Origin of the sequence: Streptomyces atratus (assembly GCF_014648655.1) — a bacterium.
In the GTDB taxonomy this organism is placed as follows: domain Bacteria; phylum Actinomycetota; class Actinomycetes; order Streptomycetales; family Streptomycetaceae; genus Streptomyces; species Streptomyces atratus.
Window position 1 is genome coordinate 137,033 of record NZ_BMRN01000009.1, and the last position, 17,987, is coordinate 155,019.

Genomic DNA, 17,987 nt, shown 5'->3' on the forward strand with positions numbered 1-17,987 from the left:
AAAGGCGGGTTCCGGACGAACAGGGAGAGACGAGATGGCACCGAAGGGGTCCGCGGAGGCCGACCGTGTCCTGCTGCGCGAGGCCGCCGCCGAGGACGCGGAGCCGCTCACCCGGCTCTTCCTCGCCTCCCGCGCCGCAGCCATGCCGTACCTGCCGAAGGTGCACAGCGACGAGGACACGCTGGCCTGGATGACCCATGTCGTCCTGCCCGGAACAACGGTGTGGATCGCCGAGACCGGGACCGGGGAGGTACTGGGGTTCGCCTCCCTCGACGGAAGCGAGCTGGAACACCTGTATCTGCGACCCGATGTACGGCGTCGGGGCATCGGCTCGCTGCTCCTGGCCAAGGCGCGCGAGATCGCCCCCGACGAGCTCACTCTGTACGTCTTCCAGCGCAACGCCGACGCACGGGCCTTCTACGAGCGGCACGGCTTCACCGCGGTCGGGTTCGACGACGGCAGCCGCAACGAGGAGAAGGAACCGGACGTCAGGTACCGGTGGACCGCGAACCGCTGACGGCCCGCCCCGTCCGGGACGAAGTCTTCGGCACACCGACGGACCTGGCACCTGGCACCCGACGGCCCCGCGCCGTGGCCCTGCTGTCACTGGCCCTGCCCGATGCTGCCCACCACCGCGCGGGAGCCGGAGGGGGCGCCCGGGTAATCCGTGCGGTGGGCCTGCGGCAGGATCGCGGGGGGACGAGGGCTGCGGCACAGTGGGCATATGGACGATCTGAATGCCCTCGCCGACGAGCATCTGGCCGCGGCCCGCACCTCAGCACACGGCCGCAGCGCCCACCGCCTGCTGCATGAGGAACCCCTGCGCCAGACCGTCATCGCCCTCACCTCCGGCTCCGCCCTCGACGAGCACAACGCACCCGCCGCGGCATCTCTCCAGGTGCTCCGCGGCAGAGTGCGTCTCACGGCGCCCTCCGGCGATGTGGAGCTGAGTGCCGGAGGACTCCACCCGATCCCGCAGGAGCGGCACGGGCTGCTGGCGCTGGAGGACGCCGTAGTGCTGCTGACGACCGTCAACGAGTGACGGCGATGGACCCGGGACGTGCGGCGGAGGTCATCCGGACGCGTTCCAGGACCCACAGCACGAGGCTTCCGGCGGCCAGCGAACCGCCCAGGATGCAGATACCGCTCCAGCCCGCCCGTGCCCAGACCACCGAAGCGAGTGCGGCTCCGGCTGCCCCGCCCATGAAGAAGAGCGTCATGAATCCCGAGTTGATCCGGTTGCGGGCCTCCGGGCGGAGCGCGTAGATCACATTCTGTGCGCTGTTGAGCCCCGCCTGCTGGGCGATGTTCAGCGAGATCACCCCGACGGCCAGCCACAGCAGGGAGGACTCGCCGGCCAGCAGCGGCAGCCAGGAGAGCGTGAGGAGCGCGGCCGCCGTTCCCGACACCGCCTGTACCCGGCCGCGGTCGCTCAACCGGGCCGCGAAGTTCATGCCCACCACACCGATGACGCCCACCAGACCGAAGAGTCCGATGGCGGCCGCGTTCCAGCGGAAAGGGGGCCGGGTCAGCAGAAACGTCAGCGCGGTCAGCTGCACGCTGTACGAGGCCATGGAGAACGCGCCGATGGCTGCCCGCCAGCGGAGCAGAGGCTCCTGCCGCAGCAGGGACAGTGTGGAGCGCAGAAGTCCGGTGTATGACATCGGGGCCGCGTCGCGCTGCCGGGGCAGCCGGGGGAGCCGTTTGTGCAGAAGTATCGCCATGACGGCCATGAGCAGCGCGTTCACCCAGTACGCGGTCCGCCAGCCGCCGAGCTCGGACAGCGCGCCGGAGGCCATCCGCCCGAACAGCCCGCCGAGCAGGACACCGGACATGACGACGCCGACGATCCTGCCGCGTTCGGCCGGGGCCGCGAGCGTCGCCGCGAACGGCACCACGACCTGCGCGCCGACGGAGGTCAGTGCGGTGAGCAGGGTCCCGGCGATCAGCAGGGGGCCGGTGGGGGCAGCGGCCGTGGCCAGGAGGAAGAAAGCGGTCAGCGCGAACAGAATCACGGCGAGTCGTCGGCGTTCCATGACGTCCCCGAGGGGAACGAGCAGGATCAGGCCCAGCGCGTAACCGGCCTGGGCGGCGGTCACGATCAGCCCCGCAGCGGTGACACCGATGTGCAGATTCACCTCGATGATGTCGAGCAGCGGCTGCGCGAAGTAGTTGCCGGCGGCCGAGAGTCCGGCAGCGAGGGCCATCAGCAGGACCAGACCGCGCCCGAGAGCGGGCGGATCGGGGAGAGTGCGCGGGACGGCCCGGCTTCGGGTCCCGTGTGTGGAATGAGCCATGTCCCTCAGCGTCGGGGATCCACCATCCATGAGTCCAACACATGTTTTTCATTCCATCGATCGTGGTTCACGATGGATGGATGGAACTTCAGCAGATGCGGTACGTCGTCGCGGTGGCCGAACTGGGGAACTTCACCCGCGCCGCGAAGAGGTGTCTGGTCGTCCAGTCCGCGTTGAGTCATCAGGTCGCGCGACTGGAGAAGGAGCTGGGGGCCCGGCTCTTCGACCGCACCAGCCGTCAGGTGCGGCTCACCGCGGCGGGCGAGGCGTTCCTGCCGGAGGCCAGGCAGGCGCTGGACGCGGCGGAGCGGGCCCGTGCCGAAGTGGCCGCCACGGCGGGGGAGGTCCGCGGGCGTCTGGCGGTCGGAGCCATCCCGACCGTCGCCGCGGTCGATATCCCGGCCGCGCTGCGGGCGTTCCACCTCCGCTACCCGAAGGTGCACATCGTCCTGCGCGACGGGGCGAGCAAGGACCTGGTCCAGGAGGTGCGGGACGGCGTGCTCGACGTGGCGTTCCTGGGCGTGCTGCCGAGTTACCGGCCTAAGGGCGTGAGCGATCACGAACTCGCCACGGGCGAACTGGTCGCCGTCGTGGCCCCCACCCACTCCCTGGCCGGCGAGGCGGAAGTGGGTCTGGAACGGCTGGCGAAGGAGATGTTCGTCGACTACCCCGACGGCACCGCGGCCCGGGCGCAGTCGGAGGAGGCGTTCGCGGCGATGGGGCTCACCCGCGAGGTGGCCTTCGAGGTCAGCGGCACCGACTTCATCGTCCGGCTGGTCCGCAGCGGGCTCGGCATCGCCATGCTTCCGGCCGCCTTCGCGGCGGAACTGACCGGCGTACATGTGCTGTTCGTCCGCGACGCGCCCGCCCGCACGGAGCGGCTGGTCTGGAGCCGCTTCCGCCCCGCCCCGGCCGCTGCGGCATTCCTGACCGGACTCGGTGTCGACGCCGGCTGAACAATCCCTTCAGCCTTTCGGCAGCGACCGGCGGCGGTTCCGCAGGAAGTCCCGCTCGGCCGTGTTCTCCGTGCGGTCGACAGCGGCGTCGTACGCCGACGCGGCGAGGGCCCCTCGCCGCGTCGGCGGTGACCACGACACAGCCCACAGGGGTGTCACCGTTCAGGGCCGGCAGCACGACATCGTCGTGGAACGCCGTCCGCGGGTCCGAGATCTCGGCCCGGTACCGGTCGGGCAGCTCGGCCGAGCCGACGACGGCCTCGCCCTTCTCGGCCCGGGTCCGCCGATGGCAGGCCGTCAGCAGACGGGCCGGCCCGTCCTCGGTGCCACCGCGCCGACCCGGCCGGCGGACGACGACGATGTCGGATCGGCCAGTCATCCCATCAGCATCACACGCACGCCCTGACGGGCGGCGGGGAGGTCCTCGACCGGGGCCGGATCGGTGCCGGGGCGCCGGCCCCGGCCACCGGCGGGCGTCTTCGCGTCATCTGTACCGGACCGGCCATGGGAGGGGGTGTCACGGGGGCCGGCTGGGCAGGTACTGGTGTACGACCCGGAAAACGGGGCGAAGCGGCGGTGTCGAGGGGTGTGTGACGTGAGGGAGCAGACCGTGTGGCAGTTCTCCGACGATCGTGGGCAGTTGTCGACCGCCGGGCGGCGCCCGGCGCGGGTGCTTGCCTATGTCCAGGCCGGAGCGACCCTGTGGGACCACGGGATGCGCCCGAGCGCAATATTCGGCTCCGATCACGACGACCGAGCCGTGCCGGACGCGGCGAAGACCGGATCGATGTCGCTGGCCGAGGTCGGCTACCTCGGTGCGGGCAGCACCCTGGACGTGGACACCCTGCTGAGCGGTGAGCCGGACCTCGTGGTGGCCGTCAGCTACGGCGGCGGTCATGTCTACGGGCTCGCCCCGGAGACCGCCAAGCATCTGGAGGAGCACGTCCCGGTCGTCGTCATCGACGTGGGCCAGGCGCGCACCCTCGCGGAGATCGGTGACCGGTTCGCGCAGCTGGCGCGCTCACTCGGCGCCGAGGAAGCCACGACGGCGACACAGGACCTGGAAGCTGCCCGGGACCGGCTGCGCACGCTCGCCGCCGGACCGGACCGGCCCAGGGTGGTCGCCCTCTCCCCGGCCGGACAGGACCGGACGCACCTTGCCCGCCCCCGCATGTGGCCCGAGCTGCGTGTGCTGGCAGAGCTCGGCGTCGACCTGGTGGAGCCGGCCGAGGGGCCCGGCGTGAACTGGTCCACGGGCGGCTGGGCGGACGCCGCGGCGCTGCGCCCCGCCATCGTGCTCGCCGACATCCGCGCCAATGCCACACCCCTGGACGAGCTCCGGACGAACGAGGAGTGGTCGGCGATCGAGGGCGTCGCCCGGGTGCTGCCCTGGAATCCGGAGCCGGTCTGCAGTCCGCAGGCCCATGCACGGTTCCTGACACTCGTGACCGAGGCGCTGGAGGCCGCCACCCGGCGGCTTTGACGTACGCGGCCACAGGGTGCGCCCGCCCCGCCCGCCGTACGGGCCGCGTGTTCCGTCCGCAACCGCCCACGATCCCGTCGGGCGGCGAGTTCCGCAGCGGCGGGCTCGGCGATCTCCCCGTGGTCCCGCCGTGGTCCCGGCCGGGCACTGGACGACCACGGGCGCCGGTCGCACCGCAACCTTCGACCGGGACTCGACCGCCGTCTCCAGCACCGTGTACGGCGACCTGGAACTGACGACGCCGGTACGGTTCGGCGGCCCGGACAGGACCAGCGGTACCGGTTCCGTGCTGCTCTGCGCCACGCAGGACACGGCCGACGGCTACGCCGTGAACCTCGACCCGAATCTGCGGACGGCCCGGCTCTTGCGCAGGGACGGCGGACGGACGACCGTACTCGCCGAAGTGCCCCTGCTGCTGCCCACCGGGGTGACCCTTCGGCTGCGGATCCGGGCCCGGGGCGAACGGATCGAGGCGTTCATCGACGGCCGTCCGGTCATCGATGTGACGGACGCGCTATGCAGGCGGCAGGATCGGGCTCAATGTGTTCGGAGGCCGCACCGCCTACCAGGACACCTTCGTCACCGCACTCCAGGAGACCCCAGCTCATGCTCGACAGACTCGACCTGCTGGTCATCGGCGAATGCGTCGCCGACATCGTCCGGCTGCCGGGTGCGGCCGACCAGATCCACCCGGGAGGCAGCCCGGCCAACGTCGCGTACGGTCTGGCCCGGCTCGGGCACGGCGCAACCCTGCTCACCCAGCTCGGCCCGGACGACAACGGGCGGCTGATCAGGGACCATCTGACCGGCGCCGGGGTCGAGATCCGCACGGACGGTGCCACGGAGCCCACCCCCTCCGCCGCCGTGACCCTGGACGACGGCGGCCAGGCCGCGTACACCTTCGAGATCACCTGGACGCTCGACGCGGTCTCCCTGGACCGGGCGCCCCACCACGTCCACACCGGCTCCATCGCCACGGTGATGGAGCCCGGAGCGGCCACCGTCCTCGCCGCCGTCGAGTCGCTGCGGACGTCCGCGACCGTCAGCTACGACCCCAATGTGCGGCCCGGGCTGATGGGGGACCACGACGCGGCTGTCCGCAAGGTCGAGTGCTGCGTCGCGCTCAGCGATCTGGTCAAGGCCAGCGACGAGGACCTGCGGTGGCTGTATCCGGGCCAGGAGCCGGAGCAGGTCGCCGAGCGGTGGCGCGCCACCGGCCCGGCCGTCGTCCTCGTCACCCGAGGAGGCGACGGTGCCCTGGCCGTCATTCCCGACGGGCAGGTGACGGTCGCCGCGCTGCCCACCGACGTGGTCGACACGGTGGGGGCGGGCGACGCCTTCATGTCCGGCACCCTGCACGCCCTCGCCTCGCACGGGCTGCTCGGTGCGGACGGCCGTGAACGGCTGCGTGCGCTGGACCGGGACACCGCGACCGATGTCCTGCGTCACGCCGCGGCCTCCGCCGCCGTGACCGTCGCGCGGGCCGGTGCCAACCCGCCGGACGAGGCGGAGCTGAAGGAGGCACTCGCCCGGGGCTGAACACGAAGGTGCCACCGCCCCTCGCGAGGCGGTGGCACCGTCATGGAGCCGGCCCGGGTCAGCCGGCCGGGACGGCCCGGGGCAGCACCGAGTCGACGGTGTTGCCGTGCCGGTCCTCCGCCGTCACACGGACGCCCGAAGCCACCGGACCTCAGCGCGGAACGCGGTGCCGGGAACCGGCGGCCACCGTCGTGGACCCGGTGCACCGAGACCTGCTGCCGGTGACGCCACCGTCCGAGGTCACCCGGGCCCGTAGCCTGCGCAGGCTGTCGACCGTGCTCGAGGAACCGCTCATTGCCCGGGCGCCGCCAGATGCGGTGTGCTGTCGTCGTCGAGGAACTCGATGACGGCGAGGGCGAACAGCGCGCACAGCGCGATCCATACGGTGACCAGGCCCGTCGGCCGGTCCCACGCCACCAGGACCGCGGCGGCCACCACGACCACCGTCCAGTTCAGCCAGAGCCTGGCGCGGTGCACCCACCTGCCGACCGGGCCGCCGGTGACACCGGCCGCGTCCCGTACGGCACCGATGCCGCCGCTCCACATCGCCCTGACGCGGGTGGCGGTGAGGCCGTCACCGGTGAGCCAGGCGGCGAGGGCCACCACAATGCCGAGCGTGACCATCAGGCGGACCAAGGCGCGTACGGGGCCGGCCAGGGCGTCGAAGACGGAACCGGCGGCCGGCTGGGACACCTCGGACGGGAGACTGTCGAGATAGAAGGCACGCCCCACCCACACGGCCAGCCCGAGCACCGCGGCACCCGCCGCGATCGCGAGCGCCGCCGTGACCAGTGCGCGACGGCGGCGTACCGCGAGAAGCACCCCGCCCGCGGCAAGGACCAGAGTGACCAACGGCAGCCAGAAGCCGATGATCTGAAGGGCCCGGAACCACTTCTTGGCCTTGCCGACCGAGTCGGAGGTCAGCACCGTGAAGTCGGTGTGGATCTCCGGGATCTTCGCGGCGACCGTCAGCCCCCGGTCGACGAGGCGTTGCTTCACCCGGTCGATCACCGGTGCCAGGTCGATGGTGACGGTGTCATTGGTGAGTTTCACCGCCCCGCCGCCGCTCCCGGAAAGTGCCTTCATCGTCGCGGACTGGGCGGCCCGGTTGAGGTCGGTCCAGATCGTCGCGAAGGCGTCGCCTGCGACGAACTTCTCCACGGTCCCGCGCACGAAGTCCGAAACCCCGGTGGTCAGGGGGCCGCTCAGTCGCGAGAGCGCCTTGTCGACAACCGGCCGGTCCGCCGGGGCGACGTCGGCCAGCAGCGCCTTCACGTCGAGGTGCTTCATGACGGCGCCGGTCACGCGATCGGCCACCGCGGACTGCACATCGGGGTCGGAGGCGAGCGGTGCCATCATCGCCACATAGTTGTCCGTGTCGCCGATCTCGTTCTTCGCCCAGGTGGCCACGATGCTCAGCGGCGTGAGGACGGCCGCGACAAGAACGAGCAGCACGGCGAAGAGCGAACGGGCCCGCAGCCGGTGCCGTGCCGGGGCACGGGCCTCCAGCACCGCCACCCTGGCGCGCAGCGCCTCCAGTTCCGCGCGCGCTTTTGGGGACTGAGACTGGTTACCGTCCGCTTCCATGTCCCAAGGGGATGCCCTGCCGATGCACACAGCGCGGTGGACTGCTGCGGACGGGTGAACGCCTTCCCCGGGCGCGCGGCGAGGTTCGGTCCACTCGGCGTCGGTGACCCGTTCGGCTCAGTGGGCGCATCCTCGCCGGGGCGACTGCCGTTCGACATCCGGTAGACGTGATCGATTACGGAGGAGGGGCGGATCATGGGGCGGGTCGACATGGGTGTCGCGGTGACGGGAGTGGGGCTGGTGACCCCTGCGGGCGCGGACGAGCACACCTTCTGGGCGGGACTGTGCGCCGGTGTGTCCGTGGCACGGCGATGTGAGGAACTGGCAGGTCTCCCGGTCGACTTCGCCTGTCCGGTGGACGGGATCGACCTGGACGAGGCCGTCGGCGGACGCTCGGCGTGGCGCATGGCACGGTTCGTGAAGATGGCGCTGGTCGCCGCCCGGCAGGCGGTGGCGGACGCCGGGCTGTCACCGGAGCGGTGGGACGGCGACCGGGTGGCAGTGGTGCTCGGCGTCGGTGTGGGCGGGGTGTCCGTGCTCGTCGACAATCTGCGCAAGCTGGACGGCGGCGGATCTGAGGCGGTGTCGCCGCTCCTGGTCCCGATGATGATGCCCAACGCCGCCGCCGGGGAGGTGGCCATCGCCCTGCGGGCCCACGGTCCCAGCCTGGCACCGGCCACGGCCTGCGCATCCGGGGCGACCGCGATCGCCGTGGCCCGTGACCTGCTGACGAGTGGCCGGTGCGATGTGGTGGTGGCAGGCGGTGCGGAGTCCGTACTGACTCCGCTGGTGGTGAGCGCCTTCGCGGGAATGGGAGCGCTCTCCCTGCGTACGGGCGATCCGGCGGGCGCGTCGCGGCCGTTCGCCGCGGACCGGGACGGTTTCGTGATCGGTGAGGGTGCCGCCGTGCTCGTGCTGGAGCGGACACTCGATGCGCGAGCCCGCGGGGGACGGGCGCGCGCCCTGCTGACCGGTGCGGGTGCCGGCACCGATGCCCACCACCCCACGGCCCCGGACCCGGAAGGAGCCGGTGCGCGCAGGGCCGTGGAGGTGGCGCTGCACGAGGCGGGCTGGGCGGCCCACGAGGTCGACCACATCAATGCGCACGGCACATCGACCCCGCTGAACGACGCGATGGAGACAGCGCTCATCTCGGGGCTCTTCCCTCACCGGCCGTCGGTGACCGCCCCGAAAGGTGTGCTCGGGCACACCCTCGCCGCGGCCGGGGCGATCGATGCGGTGGCCACCGTACTGACTCTGGAGCACGGTCTCGTCCCGCCGATCGCCAACCTGGACTCGCTGCCGGACGGGTTCGACCTCGACTGTGTGGTCAAGGAGCCCCGCACGCAGCACGTCGAGCGGGCACTCAGCCACTCGTTCGGTTTCGGTGGACACAACGTCGCGCTCGCCTTCCAGCGCGTCGACGCGGACGGCCCGTCGAAGAGGGCCCCCGGTGTCCTCGCCGCCGGCTGATCGTTCTTGTCCCATGACCGCATCGATCGACGACCTCTCCACCGAACGGTCCATGGAACTCCTCACCGGTGTGCTCCTGGGCGACAACTTCCGCCAGGAGCACGGCTTCTGGCAGCGGATGATCAGCACGGAACCGTTCCGCCGCCCGGGCCACCGCGCCCCCGACGAACGCCTGCGTCTCGCCTACGAGCGGCTGCGCATCCTCAACGACTGCCTCGACAGCGGCGCCCGGCTCGCCGCCGACCCCCGCGCCCTCGCGGCCCTGCACGAATGGCTCGGCCCGGTCGACCCGGCCCTCACCACGGTCGCGGGCATTCACTACAACCTCTTCCTCGGCAGCCTCCTCGATCACGAAGAAGGCGGTCGGCGCGATCTGTCGGACTTCCTCCGACTGCGCAGCATCGGCACCTTTCTCTGTACGGAGGTGGCGCACGGCAATGACGCGGCGGCCGTCGAGACCACGGCCGCCTACGACCGCGCACGTGACGGGTTTGTGCTGCACACACCGCATGCCGGCGCCCAGAAGTTCATGCCCAACACCAGTCCGGCAGGCGGCCCCAAGACCGGTCTTGTGGCCGCGCGTCTGCTCGTCGACGGCGCCGATCACGGAGTCTTTCTCTTCCTCGTACCGCTCACCGATGCCGTACGGGCCCTGCCCGGCGTACGGGTCCGCAGACTTCCCGCACGCATGGGGAGCCCGGTGGACCACTGCCTGACCTCCTTCGACCAGGTCTTCGTGGGGCGCGACGCGCTGCTCGGCGGGGACCACGGACGGATCGGTGACGACGGCGGGTTCAGCAGCGCCGTCGGCAGCCGCAGACGTCGCCTCCTCGCGTCGATCGGGCGCGTCACCTCCGGCAAGATCTCCATGAGTGCCTGCGCGGTCGGCTCCGCGCGCGCAACGCTCGCCGTCGCCGTCCGCTACGGCGGCCATCGGTACATCTCCGGGCCCCGCGGATCGCGTCAGGTACCGGTGATGGCCCACCGCAGCCACCACGGCCCGCTCGCCCGGGCCATGGCCACGGTCTTCGCGATGAGTCTGCTGCACCGCAGGGCCCTGAACCGCTGGGAGGGACGGAAGGACGGCTCGGGCCCGGGCCGGGAGGAGGCGGAGCGGCTGGTCGCCGTCGCCAAGGGATGGATCAGCTGGCAGGCCAGATCCGTGATCGTCGAATGCCGTGAACGGTGCGGTGCCCAGGCGCTCCTGGAGAACAACGGCATGACCGAGCTCATCACCGGAGTGGAAGGTGTCATCACCGCCGAGGGCGACAACCTGGCCATCCACGCCAAGGCGGCCGCGGAAATGCTCTTCGCCACCGAACCGGCCGCGCACGGCGCTCCCCTCGGCGGCGAACCCGGTGATCTCACCGACCCCGGGTTCCTCGGCAGGCTCCTGGCTGTGCTGGAGGAGATCTGGTTCGGCCGGGCCAGGGAAAGGCTGGGCCGCGCACCGCACGGTGACTCGCTGGAGCGGTGGAACATCGCATCCGGCCCCGCCCTTCGCGGCGTCGAGGCCCACGCCCACCGGCAGGCGGCCGAGGCGTACGCGGACGCGGTGGCAGGTCTGCCGGAGGGGCCCGCCCGTGGGCGCCTGGTCGAGCTGCAGCGGCTGTTCGCACTCGACCGGATCGCCCGGAACAGCGGTGATCTGCTGGCCGCCGGATACCTGACGGCCGATCAGGTCAATGGACTGCCGGATGCCTTGGAAGAGGTGATCACCGTCGTCGCCGCTCATCTGCCCGCCCTCGCCGACTCGTTCGCGCTGCCGCAGGAACTGCTCGCCGACTGGCCCATCGCGGGGGCCGATTACGTCGATGCGTACGACGATCCGGCGGGGGCCTGGCAGCCGGACGGGGACCGGGCGACGACCCCGGGGGGGCGGTGAGGGCCGTGACGGGGACGGGAACAGCTGTGCGGACGCAGCGGGTACGGGAGACGGCCGAGGCGCTCGGTGTCCGCGTTGTGCTGCTGGTCTTCTGGGGTACGGCCGCCGTTCTGGCCCGGTGGATCACGCAGCCGCAGCAGGGCGGTGGCGAATCGGTTCGGCACAAGGCGTAACTGGAGGCACGTCACCCAGTTGATTCGGCGTCGGGACGGTGCCCCGCCGTCCCCGGCAGCCGTACCGAATGACGGAGAGGAAGCTCATGAGTGCGATTCATCCCAAGATCACCGAGGTTCTGACACACACCTTCAAAGTGCCCGTCGCCGAGATCCGCCCGGATTCCACGATGGACAGCCTGGAGATGGACTCCCTCGCCGTCGCCGAGTTCGCCGTCCTCATCCGGGAGACGATGGGCGGCGACAGGGACTTCGACGAGCTCTCCAAGGACGCCACCCTTGCCGCCATCACGCGATACATCGACGCGGCAGCCGGCAGCGGGGCGCCGTTGGGCGGCGAGGCACCGACGAGCAACGCCCGATGAACAGGCCCGCGATCGCCGTAACAGGCCTGGGAATGATCACCCCGGTCGGCAACGACACCGAATCCACCTGGAAAGGTGTGTGCGCCGGAGTCTCGCCGGTGCGTACCGTCGCGGCACTCGAAGGGTGCGCGATCGACTTCGCCTGCACGGTCGACGGTATCGATCTGGACGCCGCGATCGGCGGCCGCACGTCCTTCCGGATGGGAAAGTACGTCAAGTTCGCCGTTCTCGCCGCCCGGGAGGCGGTCGCCGACGCCGGCCTCGACCCGGCGCAGTGGGAGGGCAGCAGGGTCGCGGTGGTCGTCGGCACCAGCAGCGGAGGCTCCGCCTCACTGACCGAGCAGGCCGTCGTACTCGACCGGCACGGACCGGATGCCACCTCGCCGTCGGGCATCCTGCTCACCATTCCGAACATGCCCGCGGCCGAGATCGCCATCCAGCTGCGGGCCACCGGCCCCAGCATGGCACCGTGCACCGCCTGCTCGTCCGGCGCCACCGCACTGTCCGTGGCTCGCGATCTGCTGGTCACCGGGCAGTGCGACATCGCGATCGCCGGAGCCACCGAGTCGATCGTCTACCCGGTTGCCATGACGGGATTCGCCCGGTCCGGAGCCGCGGCCCGGGCGGACGGCGAACCGGCCAGGCGGTGCCGGCCCTTCGCGGCCGACCGTGCCGGGCTGGTCATGGGCGAGGGCGCCGCCGTCATGGTGCTGGAACGGGCGGACGACGCCGCAGCCCGGGGCGCCGCGCCGCGGGCACTGCTCGTGGGGACCGGTGCCACCACCGACGCCCACCACCCCACAAGCCCGCACCCCTCCGGCGCGGTCGCCCAGGCCGCGGTCGAGGCGGCGCTGCACGACGCGGGCTGGGCGGCCGAGGACGTCGAGCACGTCAACGCGCACGGCACGGCGACACCCATGAACGACGCCACCGAGGCCGCCCTCATCGGCCGGGTCTACCCGCACCGGCCGCCCGTCACCGCCCCGAAGGGCGTTCTCGGCCACTGCATGGGCGCGGCCGGAGCGATCGAGGCCGGACTGACCGTCCTGACGCTCCAGCGCGGAGTCGTACCGCCGATCGCCAATCTGGACACCCCGGCGCCCGAGTTCGACATCAACTGCGTCACCAGGCAACCCCTGCGGCAGCCCATCCGGCGCGCGGTCAGCCACTCCTTCGGTTTCGGCGGGCACAACGCCGTGATCGCTCTTCAGCGTCCGTAGGCATCGGGCAGGTGGTGCGACGGGAGCCCAGCCCGGCGTACCACCGGCCACACCGCCCATGAGCTGCGCGGAGGCTCGTGATAACTTGCCGAAGCCAGTCAAACTCCACGTAGGGGTCAGGGAATCCGGTGAGAATCCGGAACTGACGCGCAGCGGTGAGGGGGACGGGCGGGGCCACGGCCACTGGGACCACCCGCGGGTGTCCTGGGAAGGCGTCCCGTCCGTAGGAGCCCGAGTCCGAAGACCTGCTGGCACCTGCGACCCGGTACCGGGTGCAGGACTCCGTACAGCGGGCTCCGCGCATGAGCCCCGAGACGCAGAGGGACTCCGTGCCGTCCATAGCCAGCCCTGTCCGCACCATCGCCCTGCTCTCGGCGGGACTCGTCCTGCTGACCGCCTGCGGGGGCGGAACGAGCAGCTCCGCCGCGAAGTCCGGCTCCGCCGACGGGTATCCCGTGACGCTGAAGAACTGTGGACGCACCGTCACCGTCGAAGCCGCACCGCACCGGGCCGTCTCGGTCGACCAGGGCTCGACGGAGATCCTGCTCTCCCTCGGCCTCGCTGACCGGCTGGCCGCCACCTCGACCTGGACCGACCCGGTGATGAAGGGCCTGGAGAAGGCCAACGCCAAGGTTCCCAGGATCGCGGACAACCGGCCGTCGTCGGAGAAGGTCCTCGACCAGGAACCCGACTTCATCAGCGCGTCGTTCGAGTCGACGCTCGCCAAGGGCGGCGTCGCGCCCCGCGAACAGTTCGAGGATCTCGGCGTCCCCACCTATGTCTCGCCCGCCGACTGCACCGGCAAGGACAACAGCGGCGGCGGCGACGGAGCCCGTACCGCGCCACTGACCATGGACAGCGTGTACGAAGAAGTGCGCGACCTGGCCAAGGTGTTCGGCGTGCAGAAACGCGGCGACACGCTCGTGGCGCAGCTGCGGGCCCGGGTGAAGAAGGCGACCGAGGGCGTCGACGCCTCCGACGCCACCCTCCTCTACTGGTTCTCCGACTCCAAGGCCCCGTACCTGGCCGGCTGCTGCGGAGCTCCCGGCATCATCACGAGGGAACTCGGCGCGAAGAACGTCTTCGACGACACCCATGAGGAATGGCCCCAGATCAGCTGGGAGACCGTCGCCGACCGCAACCCCGACGTCCTGGTCATCGGCGACCTGACCCGCAAGGCACAGACCGCCGAGAGTGCCGCGAAGAAGATCGAATTCCTGGAGTCCAACCCCGTCACGAAGAACATGGACGCCGTCAGGCACAAGCGATACGTCCTGCTGAGCGGCCAGGCCATGAACCCGTCCATCCGGACGGTCGAGGGTGTGGAACGCGTCGCCGCCGGGCTGCGCACATTCGGATTCGCGGGGTGACGGACACCGAACGGGCCACGGCGGTGGACGCGCCACGGGCCTCCCGAGCAGCCGTGCGCAGTGGCACGGGAATACGGAAGCTGCGCGGCGGAGCCCTGTGGGCCTGTGGCATCGCACTGCTCGTGCTGTCCGTCGCGGTCGCCGTCACCGTCGGCCCCGCCCGTATCTCCGTCGCCGATGTCTGGTCCACGGTCGCCTCCCACCTCGGCTGGGGCCGGTCACGGCTCACCCCGATCCGGGACGGCATCATCTGGAACCTGCGCATGCCGCGCACCCTGCTCGCCGCGGTGTGCGGCGCCGGGCTCGCGGTGTGCGGAACCGTCATGCAGTCCCTGCTCCGCAACCCGCTCGCCGACCCGTTCGTCCTCGGCGTCTCCTCCGGTGCGTCGACCGGCGCGGTCGTGGTTGTCGTCCTCGGTGTCGGCGGGGGAGCGATGTCGATCTCGACCGGCGCGTTCATCGGCGCACTGTGCTCGTTCGCCCTCGTTCTGCTGCTGAGTCACACCCTGGGCGGCACGACCGACCGGGTCGTCCTCTCCGGTGTCGCGGCCATGCAACTGTTCTCCGCGCTCACCTCGTTCGTCGTGATGACCGCCGCCGACGCAGAGCAGACCCGCGGGGTGCTGTTCTGGCTGCTCGGCTCGCTCAGCGGGGTCGGCTGGAGCGATGTGTGGATCTGCGCCGCCGTTCTCGTCGTGACGCTGCTGATCTGCCTCGGCCACGCCCGTACGCTCGACGCCTTCGCGTTCGGCCAGGACGCCGCCGCCACACTCGGCGTCCATGTCGCGCGCACCCGGATCGTGCTGCTCTGCACGACCGCGCTGCTGACCGCCGCGCTCGTCAGCTCGGCCGGCGCCATCGGTTTCGTCGGTCTGGTCCTGCCGCACGCCGCCCGTGCGCTCAGCGGCTCCGGGCACCGGCGGCTGCTGCCGGTCACCGCCCTGGCCGGGGCAGTGTTCCTGGTCTGGGTCGACACCCTCGCCAGGACGGTCCTCGACCCGCAGGAAGTGCCCGTGGGAGTCGTCACCGCCCTCATCGGCGTGCCCGCGTTCGTCCTGGTCCTGTACCGCAGCCGGAGGATCACATGACGCGTGGAGCCACTGAGGGGCTGCGTGCCGAGCGGGTCAGCCGGGAGGCGGGCGGCCGCCTCATCCTCGACGGGGTCCACCTCACCCCGCCGCCCGGCGCCACCGTCGGGCTGATCGGGCCGAACGGCTCCGGCAAGTCGACCCTGTTGCGGGTGCTGGCAGGAGTCCTCGCCCCGGATGCGGGCGTGGTCACCCTCGACGGCCGGCGGCTCGACGAGATCGGTCGCCGAACCGTGGCCCAGCGGGTCGCCGTGGTCGACCAGCATGCGGTCACCCAGGTCGAGTTGAGCGTCCTGGACGTGGTACGCCTCGGGCGCATCCCGCACCGCAGGGCCTGGTCGGCACCCGGCCGGGCGGACGACGACGCGGTGCGCGAAGCCCTGGATCGGACCGGTCTCGCCGATCGCGGCGAGCAGTCCTGGCACACCCTCTCCGGAGGTGAGCGGCAACGTGTCCAGATAGCGCGCGCACTGGCCCAGCAGCCGCGTGAACTGCTGCTCGACGAGCCGACGAACCACCTCGACATCCAGCACCAGTTGGACCTGCTGTCGCTGATCACCTCGCTGCCCCTCACCGGTGTGATCGCTCTGCACGACCTCAATCTGGCCGCGATGTTCTGCGATCGGATCGTCGTCATGAAGGAGGGGCGGGTAGTGGCCGCCGGGACCCCGGCGGAAGTGATCACCGAGGAGCTGATCGCCGACGTCTACCGGGTCAGGGCGCGGGTCACTCCCGACGGCCCGGACGGACGGCCCTCGGTGCGCTTCCTGCCGGAGCGGCCGTAGCGGCCGGAGGATCCGGCGCGGCAGGTGCCGTGGCGGGGCCGGTAGGGCGGGCGCGACGCCGGAGAACCGCATCCGGGCTCCGATCGACGCGCAGCACGGAGGGGGCATCACCGAGCGGTAACTGCTCGGACTCCTGACCGTGCGGAAAACCGCGTGAACACCGGCAGGGCACCTTCCTGCCGGTGCTGTCGACCGGCACCATCTGTCGAGCCAGATGGTCGCGACGGATACCGGCCCCGAGGAGGCGATGGCCGCCAACCGGGAGCTGGTGGCCCTGCTCGGAGCGGTGGCCGCGGCCCGCGCGGAGCAGCCGGGCGGCGATCTGACCAGCGCCCTGACCAGCGCCCTGATCGCCGCCCGCGACGAGGGCGGCGGCAGGCTCGGTCAGCACGAGCTCATCGGCACTCCGCTCCTGCTGATCACCGCGGGACACGAGACCACGCCGAACCTCATCACCAACGCCGTACGGGCGCTGTGCACCCACCCCGACCAGCTCGGTCTGGTCAGGTCCGGCGGGGCACGCCGGGCGGACGTGGTGGAGGAGACACCGCGCTGGGACAGCCCGGTCAGCTACCTCCCGTTCCGCTGTCCGACCCGCGACCTCACCCTCGACGGCACCGTCATACCGCAAGGCACACCCGTGCTTGCCGGATACTCGGCCGCCGGTCGGGACATGGCCGCACACGGCCCCGACGCCGACCGGTTCGACGTGACCAGACCGGTCAGGGCCACTGCGGCCCGGCACCTCTCGCTCGGCCACGGACCGCACTACTGCCTCGGCGCGCCGCTCGCCCGGATGGAGGCCGTGATCGCCCTGGAGCAGCTGTTCACCCGCTTCCCCCAGCTGGATCCGGCCGTCCCCGGGACCGCGCTGCCCCGCCGTGCGGGCTTCGTGGGCAACAGCGCGGAGACGCTTCCGGTACGTCTCCGGCCCGGCAGCGTGCCCGTCACTGACCGAAGATCCCCGGCGCATATGATCGACGGGCCAAGGGCCGACCGTCGTTGCGCCGTCCTGCCGTCTCCTGCCGTGCCACCGGGGGTGCCTCATCCGTTCCGTACGCATCCGGCTGCCCGAACAGCGCGGTGAACTGCTGACCCGGCACGAGGACGGCCTGGACATTCACCATCTGGTGTGGCGCCTCGGGCCGGGGTGGCGGGTGTGCAGCAGCGCCGTGCTCGGCGGTGGCATCGGCCCGCGCTCCTGGATCCTCAACGCCCAGGTGCCCGGCGGCTATCCGCGTCTGGATCCCGACCGTCACCTCGCCGAGATCGCCGCCGCGGAACACCTCGGCGGACTTGGCGCCGGAATGATGACGGCCGCCGACGTCACGGCGTACACAGTCGCGGCCGACGAGGGGGTGACGGCGACCGCGACCTGCGGACTCGGCGTACGCGGCTGGGCGGCGGCCCCGACCGAGGGCACCGAGGGACCGTCGCGGCCGGGCACGGTCAATATCGTCGTCACCCTGCCGGTGGCCCTCTCCGACGCCGCACTCGTCAACGCGGTCGCCACTGCGACCGAGGCCAAGGTCCAGGCACTCCTGGATGCGGGACTCGACTGCTCCGGCACCCCCACCGACGCCGTCTGCATCGCCGCCCCCTCCCCGGGTGCGACCCCCGGCGAACCCTTCGCAGGGCCCCGCTCCCGCTGGGGTGCACGACTCGCCAGGGCCGTGCACGCTGCCGTCCTCGAAGGCGCGCTGCGGCAATCCTGAGAGCCCACTGCGCCGCGAGCCGACCGGGGCGCGGCCGATGAAGGGAGTCCT

The 17,987-nt window shown here is 71.6% G+C and carries 17 protein-coding genes, 1 pseudogene and 1 riboswitch; of the genes and pseudogenes, 16 read left to right on the forward strand and 2 right to left on the reverse strand.

The window, feature by feature from the left end:
* The first annotated feature begins 34 nt into the window (after positions 1-34).
* Both IEZ15_RS17715 and IEZ15_RS17720 read left to right on the forward strand, forming a co-directional pair.
* Complete coding sequence (locus IEZ15_RS17715; protein WP_189277931.1) at positions 35-517, forward strand: GNAT family N-acetyltransferase; 483 nt, start codon at positions 35-37, stop codon at positions 515-517.
* Positions 518-724: 207 nt separating this feature from the next.
* Positions 725-1,042 (forward strand): cupin domain-containing protein, encoded by a 318-nt coding sequence (locus IEZ15_RS17720; RefSeq protein ID WP_114242880.1) that lies wholly within the window; start codon positions 725-727, stop codon positions 1,040-1,042.
* Here the strand turns inward: IEZ15_RS17720 and IEZ15_RS17725 are convergent.
* The gene (locus tag IEZ15_RS17725) at positions 1,032-2,297 is read right to left on the reverse strand and encodes an MFS transporter (RefSeq protein ID WP_229845943.1); all 1,266 of its coding nucleotides are present in this window, start codon (positions 2,295-2,297) and stop codon (positions 1,032-1,034) included. The two genes, IEZ15_RS17720 and IEZ15_RS17725, sit on opposite strands and share 11 nt — an antisense overlap.
* Positions 2,298-2,377: 80 nt before the next feature.
* On the opposite strand from IEZ15_RS17725, the gene IEZ15_RS17730 reads away from it, so the two are divergent.
* The 4 genes from IEZ15_RS17730 to IEZ15_RS17745 all read left to right on the forward strand — a co-directional run bounded on the left by IEZ15_RS17730 (position 2,378) and on the right by IEZ15_RS17745 (position 6,275).
* On the forward strand, positions 2,378-3,253 hold the full coding sequence (locus IEZ15_RS17730; protein WP_189277933.1) for a LysR family transcriptional regulator: 876 nt from the start codon (positions 2,378-2,380) through the stop codon (positions 3,251-3,253).
* 70 nt (positions 3,254-3,323) lie between these two features.
* Positions 3,324-3,659: a hypothetical protein gene (locus IEZ15_RS17735; protein WP_189277935.1), complete on the forward strand. Its 336-nt coding sequence runs from the start codon at positions 3,324-3,326 to the stop codon at positions 3,657-3,659.
* 189 nt (positions 3,660-3,848) lie between these two features.
* Positions 3,849-4,736, forward strand: coding sequence for an ABC transporter substrate-binding protein (locus IEZ15_RS17740; RefSeq protein ID WP_189277937.1), 888 nt, complete (start codon positions 3,849-3,851; stop codon positions 4,734-4,736).
* 606 nt (positions 4,737-5,342) lie between these two features.
* Positions 5,343-6,275, forward strand: coding sequence for a carbohydrate kinase family protein (locus tag IEZ15_RS17745; protein WP_189277939.1), 933 nt, complete (start codon positions 5,343-5,345; stop codon positions 6,273-6,275).
* 291 nt (positions 6,276-6,566) lie between these two features.
* Here the strand turns inward: IEZ15_RS17745 and IEZ15_RS17750 are convergent, their stop codons facing one another.
* Positions 6,567-7,862: a coiled-coil domain-containing protein gene (locus IEZ15_RS17750; protein ID WP_189277941.1), complete on the reverse strand. Its 1,296-nt coding sequence runs from the start codon at positions 7,860-7,862 to the stop codon at positions 6,567-6,569.
* A 195-nt stretch (positions 7,863-8,057) separates the two neighbouring features.
* Here IEZ15_RS17750 and IEZ15_RS17755 point away from each other — a divergent pair, with 195 nt between their 5' ends.
* From IEZ15_RS17755 to IEZ15_RS17800, 10 genes and pseudogenes are all read left to right on the forward strand, one after another.
* On the forward strand, positions 8,058-9,335 hold the full coding sequence (locus IEZ15_RS17755) for a beta-ketoacyl-[acyl-carrier-protein] synthase family protein (RefSeq protein ID WP_189277943.1): 1,278 nt from the start codon (positions 8,058-8,060) through the stop codon (positions 9,333-9,335).
* A 13-nt stretch (positions 9,336-9,348) separates the two neighbouring features.
* A complete protein-coding gene (locus IEZ15_RS17760) occupies positions 9,349-11,220 on the forward strand; it encodes an acyl-CoA dehydrogenase family protein (protein WP_189277945.1) in 1,872 nt (623 codons plus the stop codon).
* 26 nt (positions 11,221-11,246) lie between these two features.
* The gene (locus tag IEZ15_RS17765) at positions 11,247-11,393 is read left to right on the forward strand and encodes a hypothetical protein (RefSeq protein ID WP_189278187.1); all 147 of its coding nucleotides are present in this window, start codon (positions 11,247-11,249) and stop codon (positions 11,391-11,393) included.
* 86 nt (positions 11,394-11,479) lie between these two features.
* Complete coding sequence (locus tag IEZ15_RS17770; RefSeq protein WP_189277947.1) at positions 11,480-11,758, forward strand: acyl carrier protein; 279 nt, start codon at positions 11,480-11,482, stop codon at positions 11,756-11,758.
* A complete protein-coding gene (locus IEZ15_RS17775) occupies positions 11,755-12,978 on the forward strand; it encodes a beta-ketoacyl-[acyl-carrier-protein] synthase family protein (protein WP_114242873.1) in 1,224 nt (407 codons plus the stop codon). The genes IEZ15_RS17770 and IEZ15_RS17775 overlap by 4 nt, the downstream gene beginning before the upstream one ends.
* Before the next feature lie 78 nt (positions 12,979-13,056).
* A riboswitch (cobalamin riboswitch) is annotated at positions 13,057-13,245 on the forward strand.
* A gap of 35 nt (positions 13,246-13,280) precedes the next feature.
* A complete protein-coding gene (locus IEZ15_RS17780) occupies positions 13,281-14,348 on the forward strand; it encodes an ABC transporter substrate-binding protein (RefSeq protein WP_189277949.1) in 1,068 nt (355 codons plus the stop codon).
* Positions 14,345-15,436, forward strand: a complete 1,092-nt coding sequence (locus IEZ15_RS17785) for a FecCD family ABC transporter permease (RefSeq protein ID WP_373302580.1) — start codon at positions 14,345-14,347, stop codon at positions 15,434-15,436. Before IEZ15_RS17780 ends, IEZ15_RS17785 begins: the two co-directional genes overlap by 4 nt.
* Positions 15,433-16,221 (forward strand): ABC transporter ATP-binding protein, encoded by a 789-nt coding sequence (locus IEZ15_RS17790; protein WP_114242872.1) that lies wholly within the window; start codon positions 15,433-15,435, stop codon positions 16,219-16,221. Before IEZ15_RS17785 ends, IEZ15_RS17790 begins: the two co-directional genes overlap by 4 nt.
* Before the next feature lie 196 nt (positions 16,222-16,417).
* Positions 16,418-17,152 (forward strand): annotated as a pseudogene (locus tag IEZ15_RS17795) (cytochrome P450); the annotation flags it as partial.
* A 199-nt stretch (positions 17,153-17,351) separates the two neighbouring features.
* Positions 17,352-17,936: an adenosylcobinamide amidohydrolase gene (locus tag IEZ15_RS17800; protein ID WP_229845944.1), complete on the forward strand. Its 585-nt coding sequence runs from the start codon at positions 17,352-17,354 to the stop codon at positions 17,934-17,936.
* Positions 17,937-17,987 lie beyond the last annotated feature (51 nt).

What these genes read in the sequence shown, in the direction of transcription:
- IEZ15_RS17715 (WP_189277931.1), top strand. Translation starts at nt 35, where the DNA reads ATGGCACCGAAGGGGTCCGCGGAGGCCGACCGTGTCCTGCTGCGCGAG.
- IEZ15_RS17720 (WP_114242880.1), top strand. Translation starts at nt 725, where the DNA reads ATGGACGATCTGAATGCCCTCGCCGACGAGCATCTGGCCGCGGCCCGC.
- IEZ15_RS17725 (WP_229845943.1), bottom strand. Translation starts at nt 2,297, where the DNA reads ATGGCTCATTCCACACACGGGACCCGAAGCCGGGCCGTCCCGCGCACT.
- IEZ15_RS17730 (WP_189277933.1), top strand. Translation starts at nt 2,378, where the DNA reads ATGGAACTTCAGCAGATGCGGTACGTCGTCGCGGTGGCCGAACTGGGG.
- IEZ15_RS17745 (WP_189277939.1), top strand. Translation starts at nt 5,343, where the DNA reads ATGCTCGACAGACTCGACCTGCTGGTCATCGGCGAATGCGTCGCCGAC.
- IEZ15_RS17750 (WP_189277941.1), bottom strand. Translation starts at nt 7,862, where the DNA reads ATGGAAGCGGACGGTAACCAGTCTCAGTCCCCAAAAGCGCGCGCGGAA.
- IEZ15_RS17755 (WP_189277943.1), top strand. Translation starts at nt 8,058, where the DNA reads ATGGGGCGGGTCGACATGGGTGTCGCGGTGACGGGAGTGGGGCTGGTG.
- IEZ15_RS17760 (WP_189277945.1), top strand. Translation starts at nt 9,349, where the DNA reads ATGACCGCATCGATCGACGACCTCTCCACCGAACGGTCCATGGAACTC.
- IEZ15_RS17770 (WP_189277947.1), top strand. Translation starts at nt 11,480, where the DNA reads ATGAGTGCGATTCATCCCAAGATCACCGAGGTTCTGACACACACCTTC.
- IEZ15_RS17775 (WP_114242873.1), top strand. Translation starts at nt 11,755, where the DNA reads ATGAACAGGCCCGCGATCGCCGTAACAGGCCTGGGAATGATCACCCCG.
- IEZ15_RS17780 (WP_189277949.1), top strand. Translation starts at nt 13,281, where the DNA reads ATGAGCCCCGAGACGCAGAGGGACTCCGTGCCGTCCATAGCCAGCCCT.
- IEZ15_RS17790 (WP_114242872.1), top strand. Translation starts at nt 15,433, where the DNA reads ATGACGCGTGGAGCCACTGAGGGGCTGCGTGCCGAGCGGGTCAGCCGG.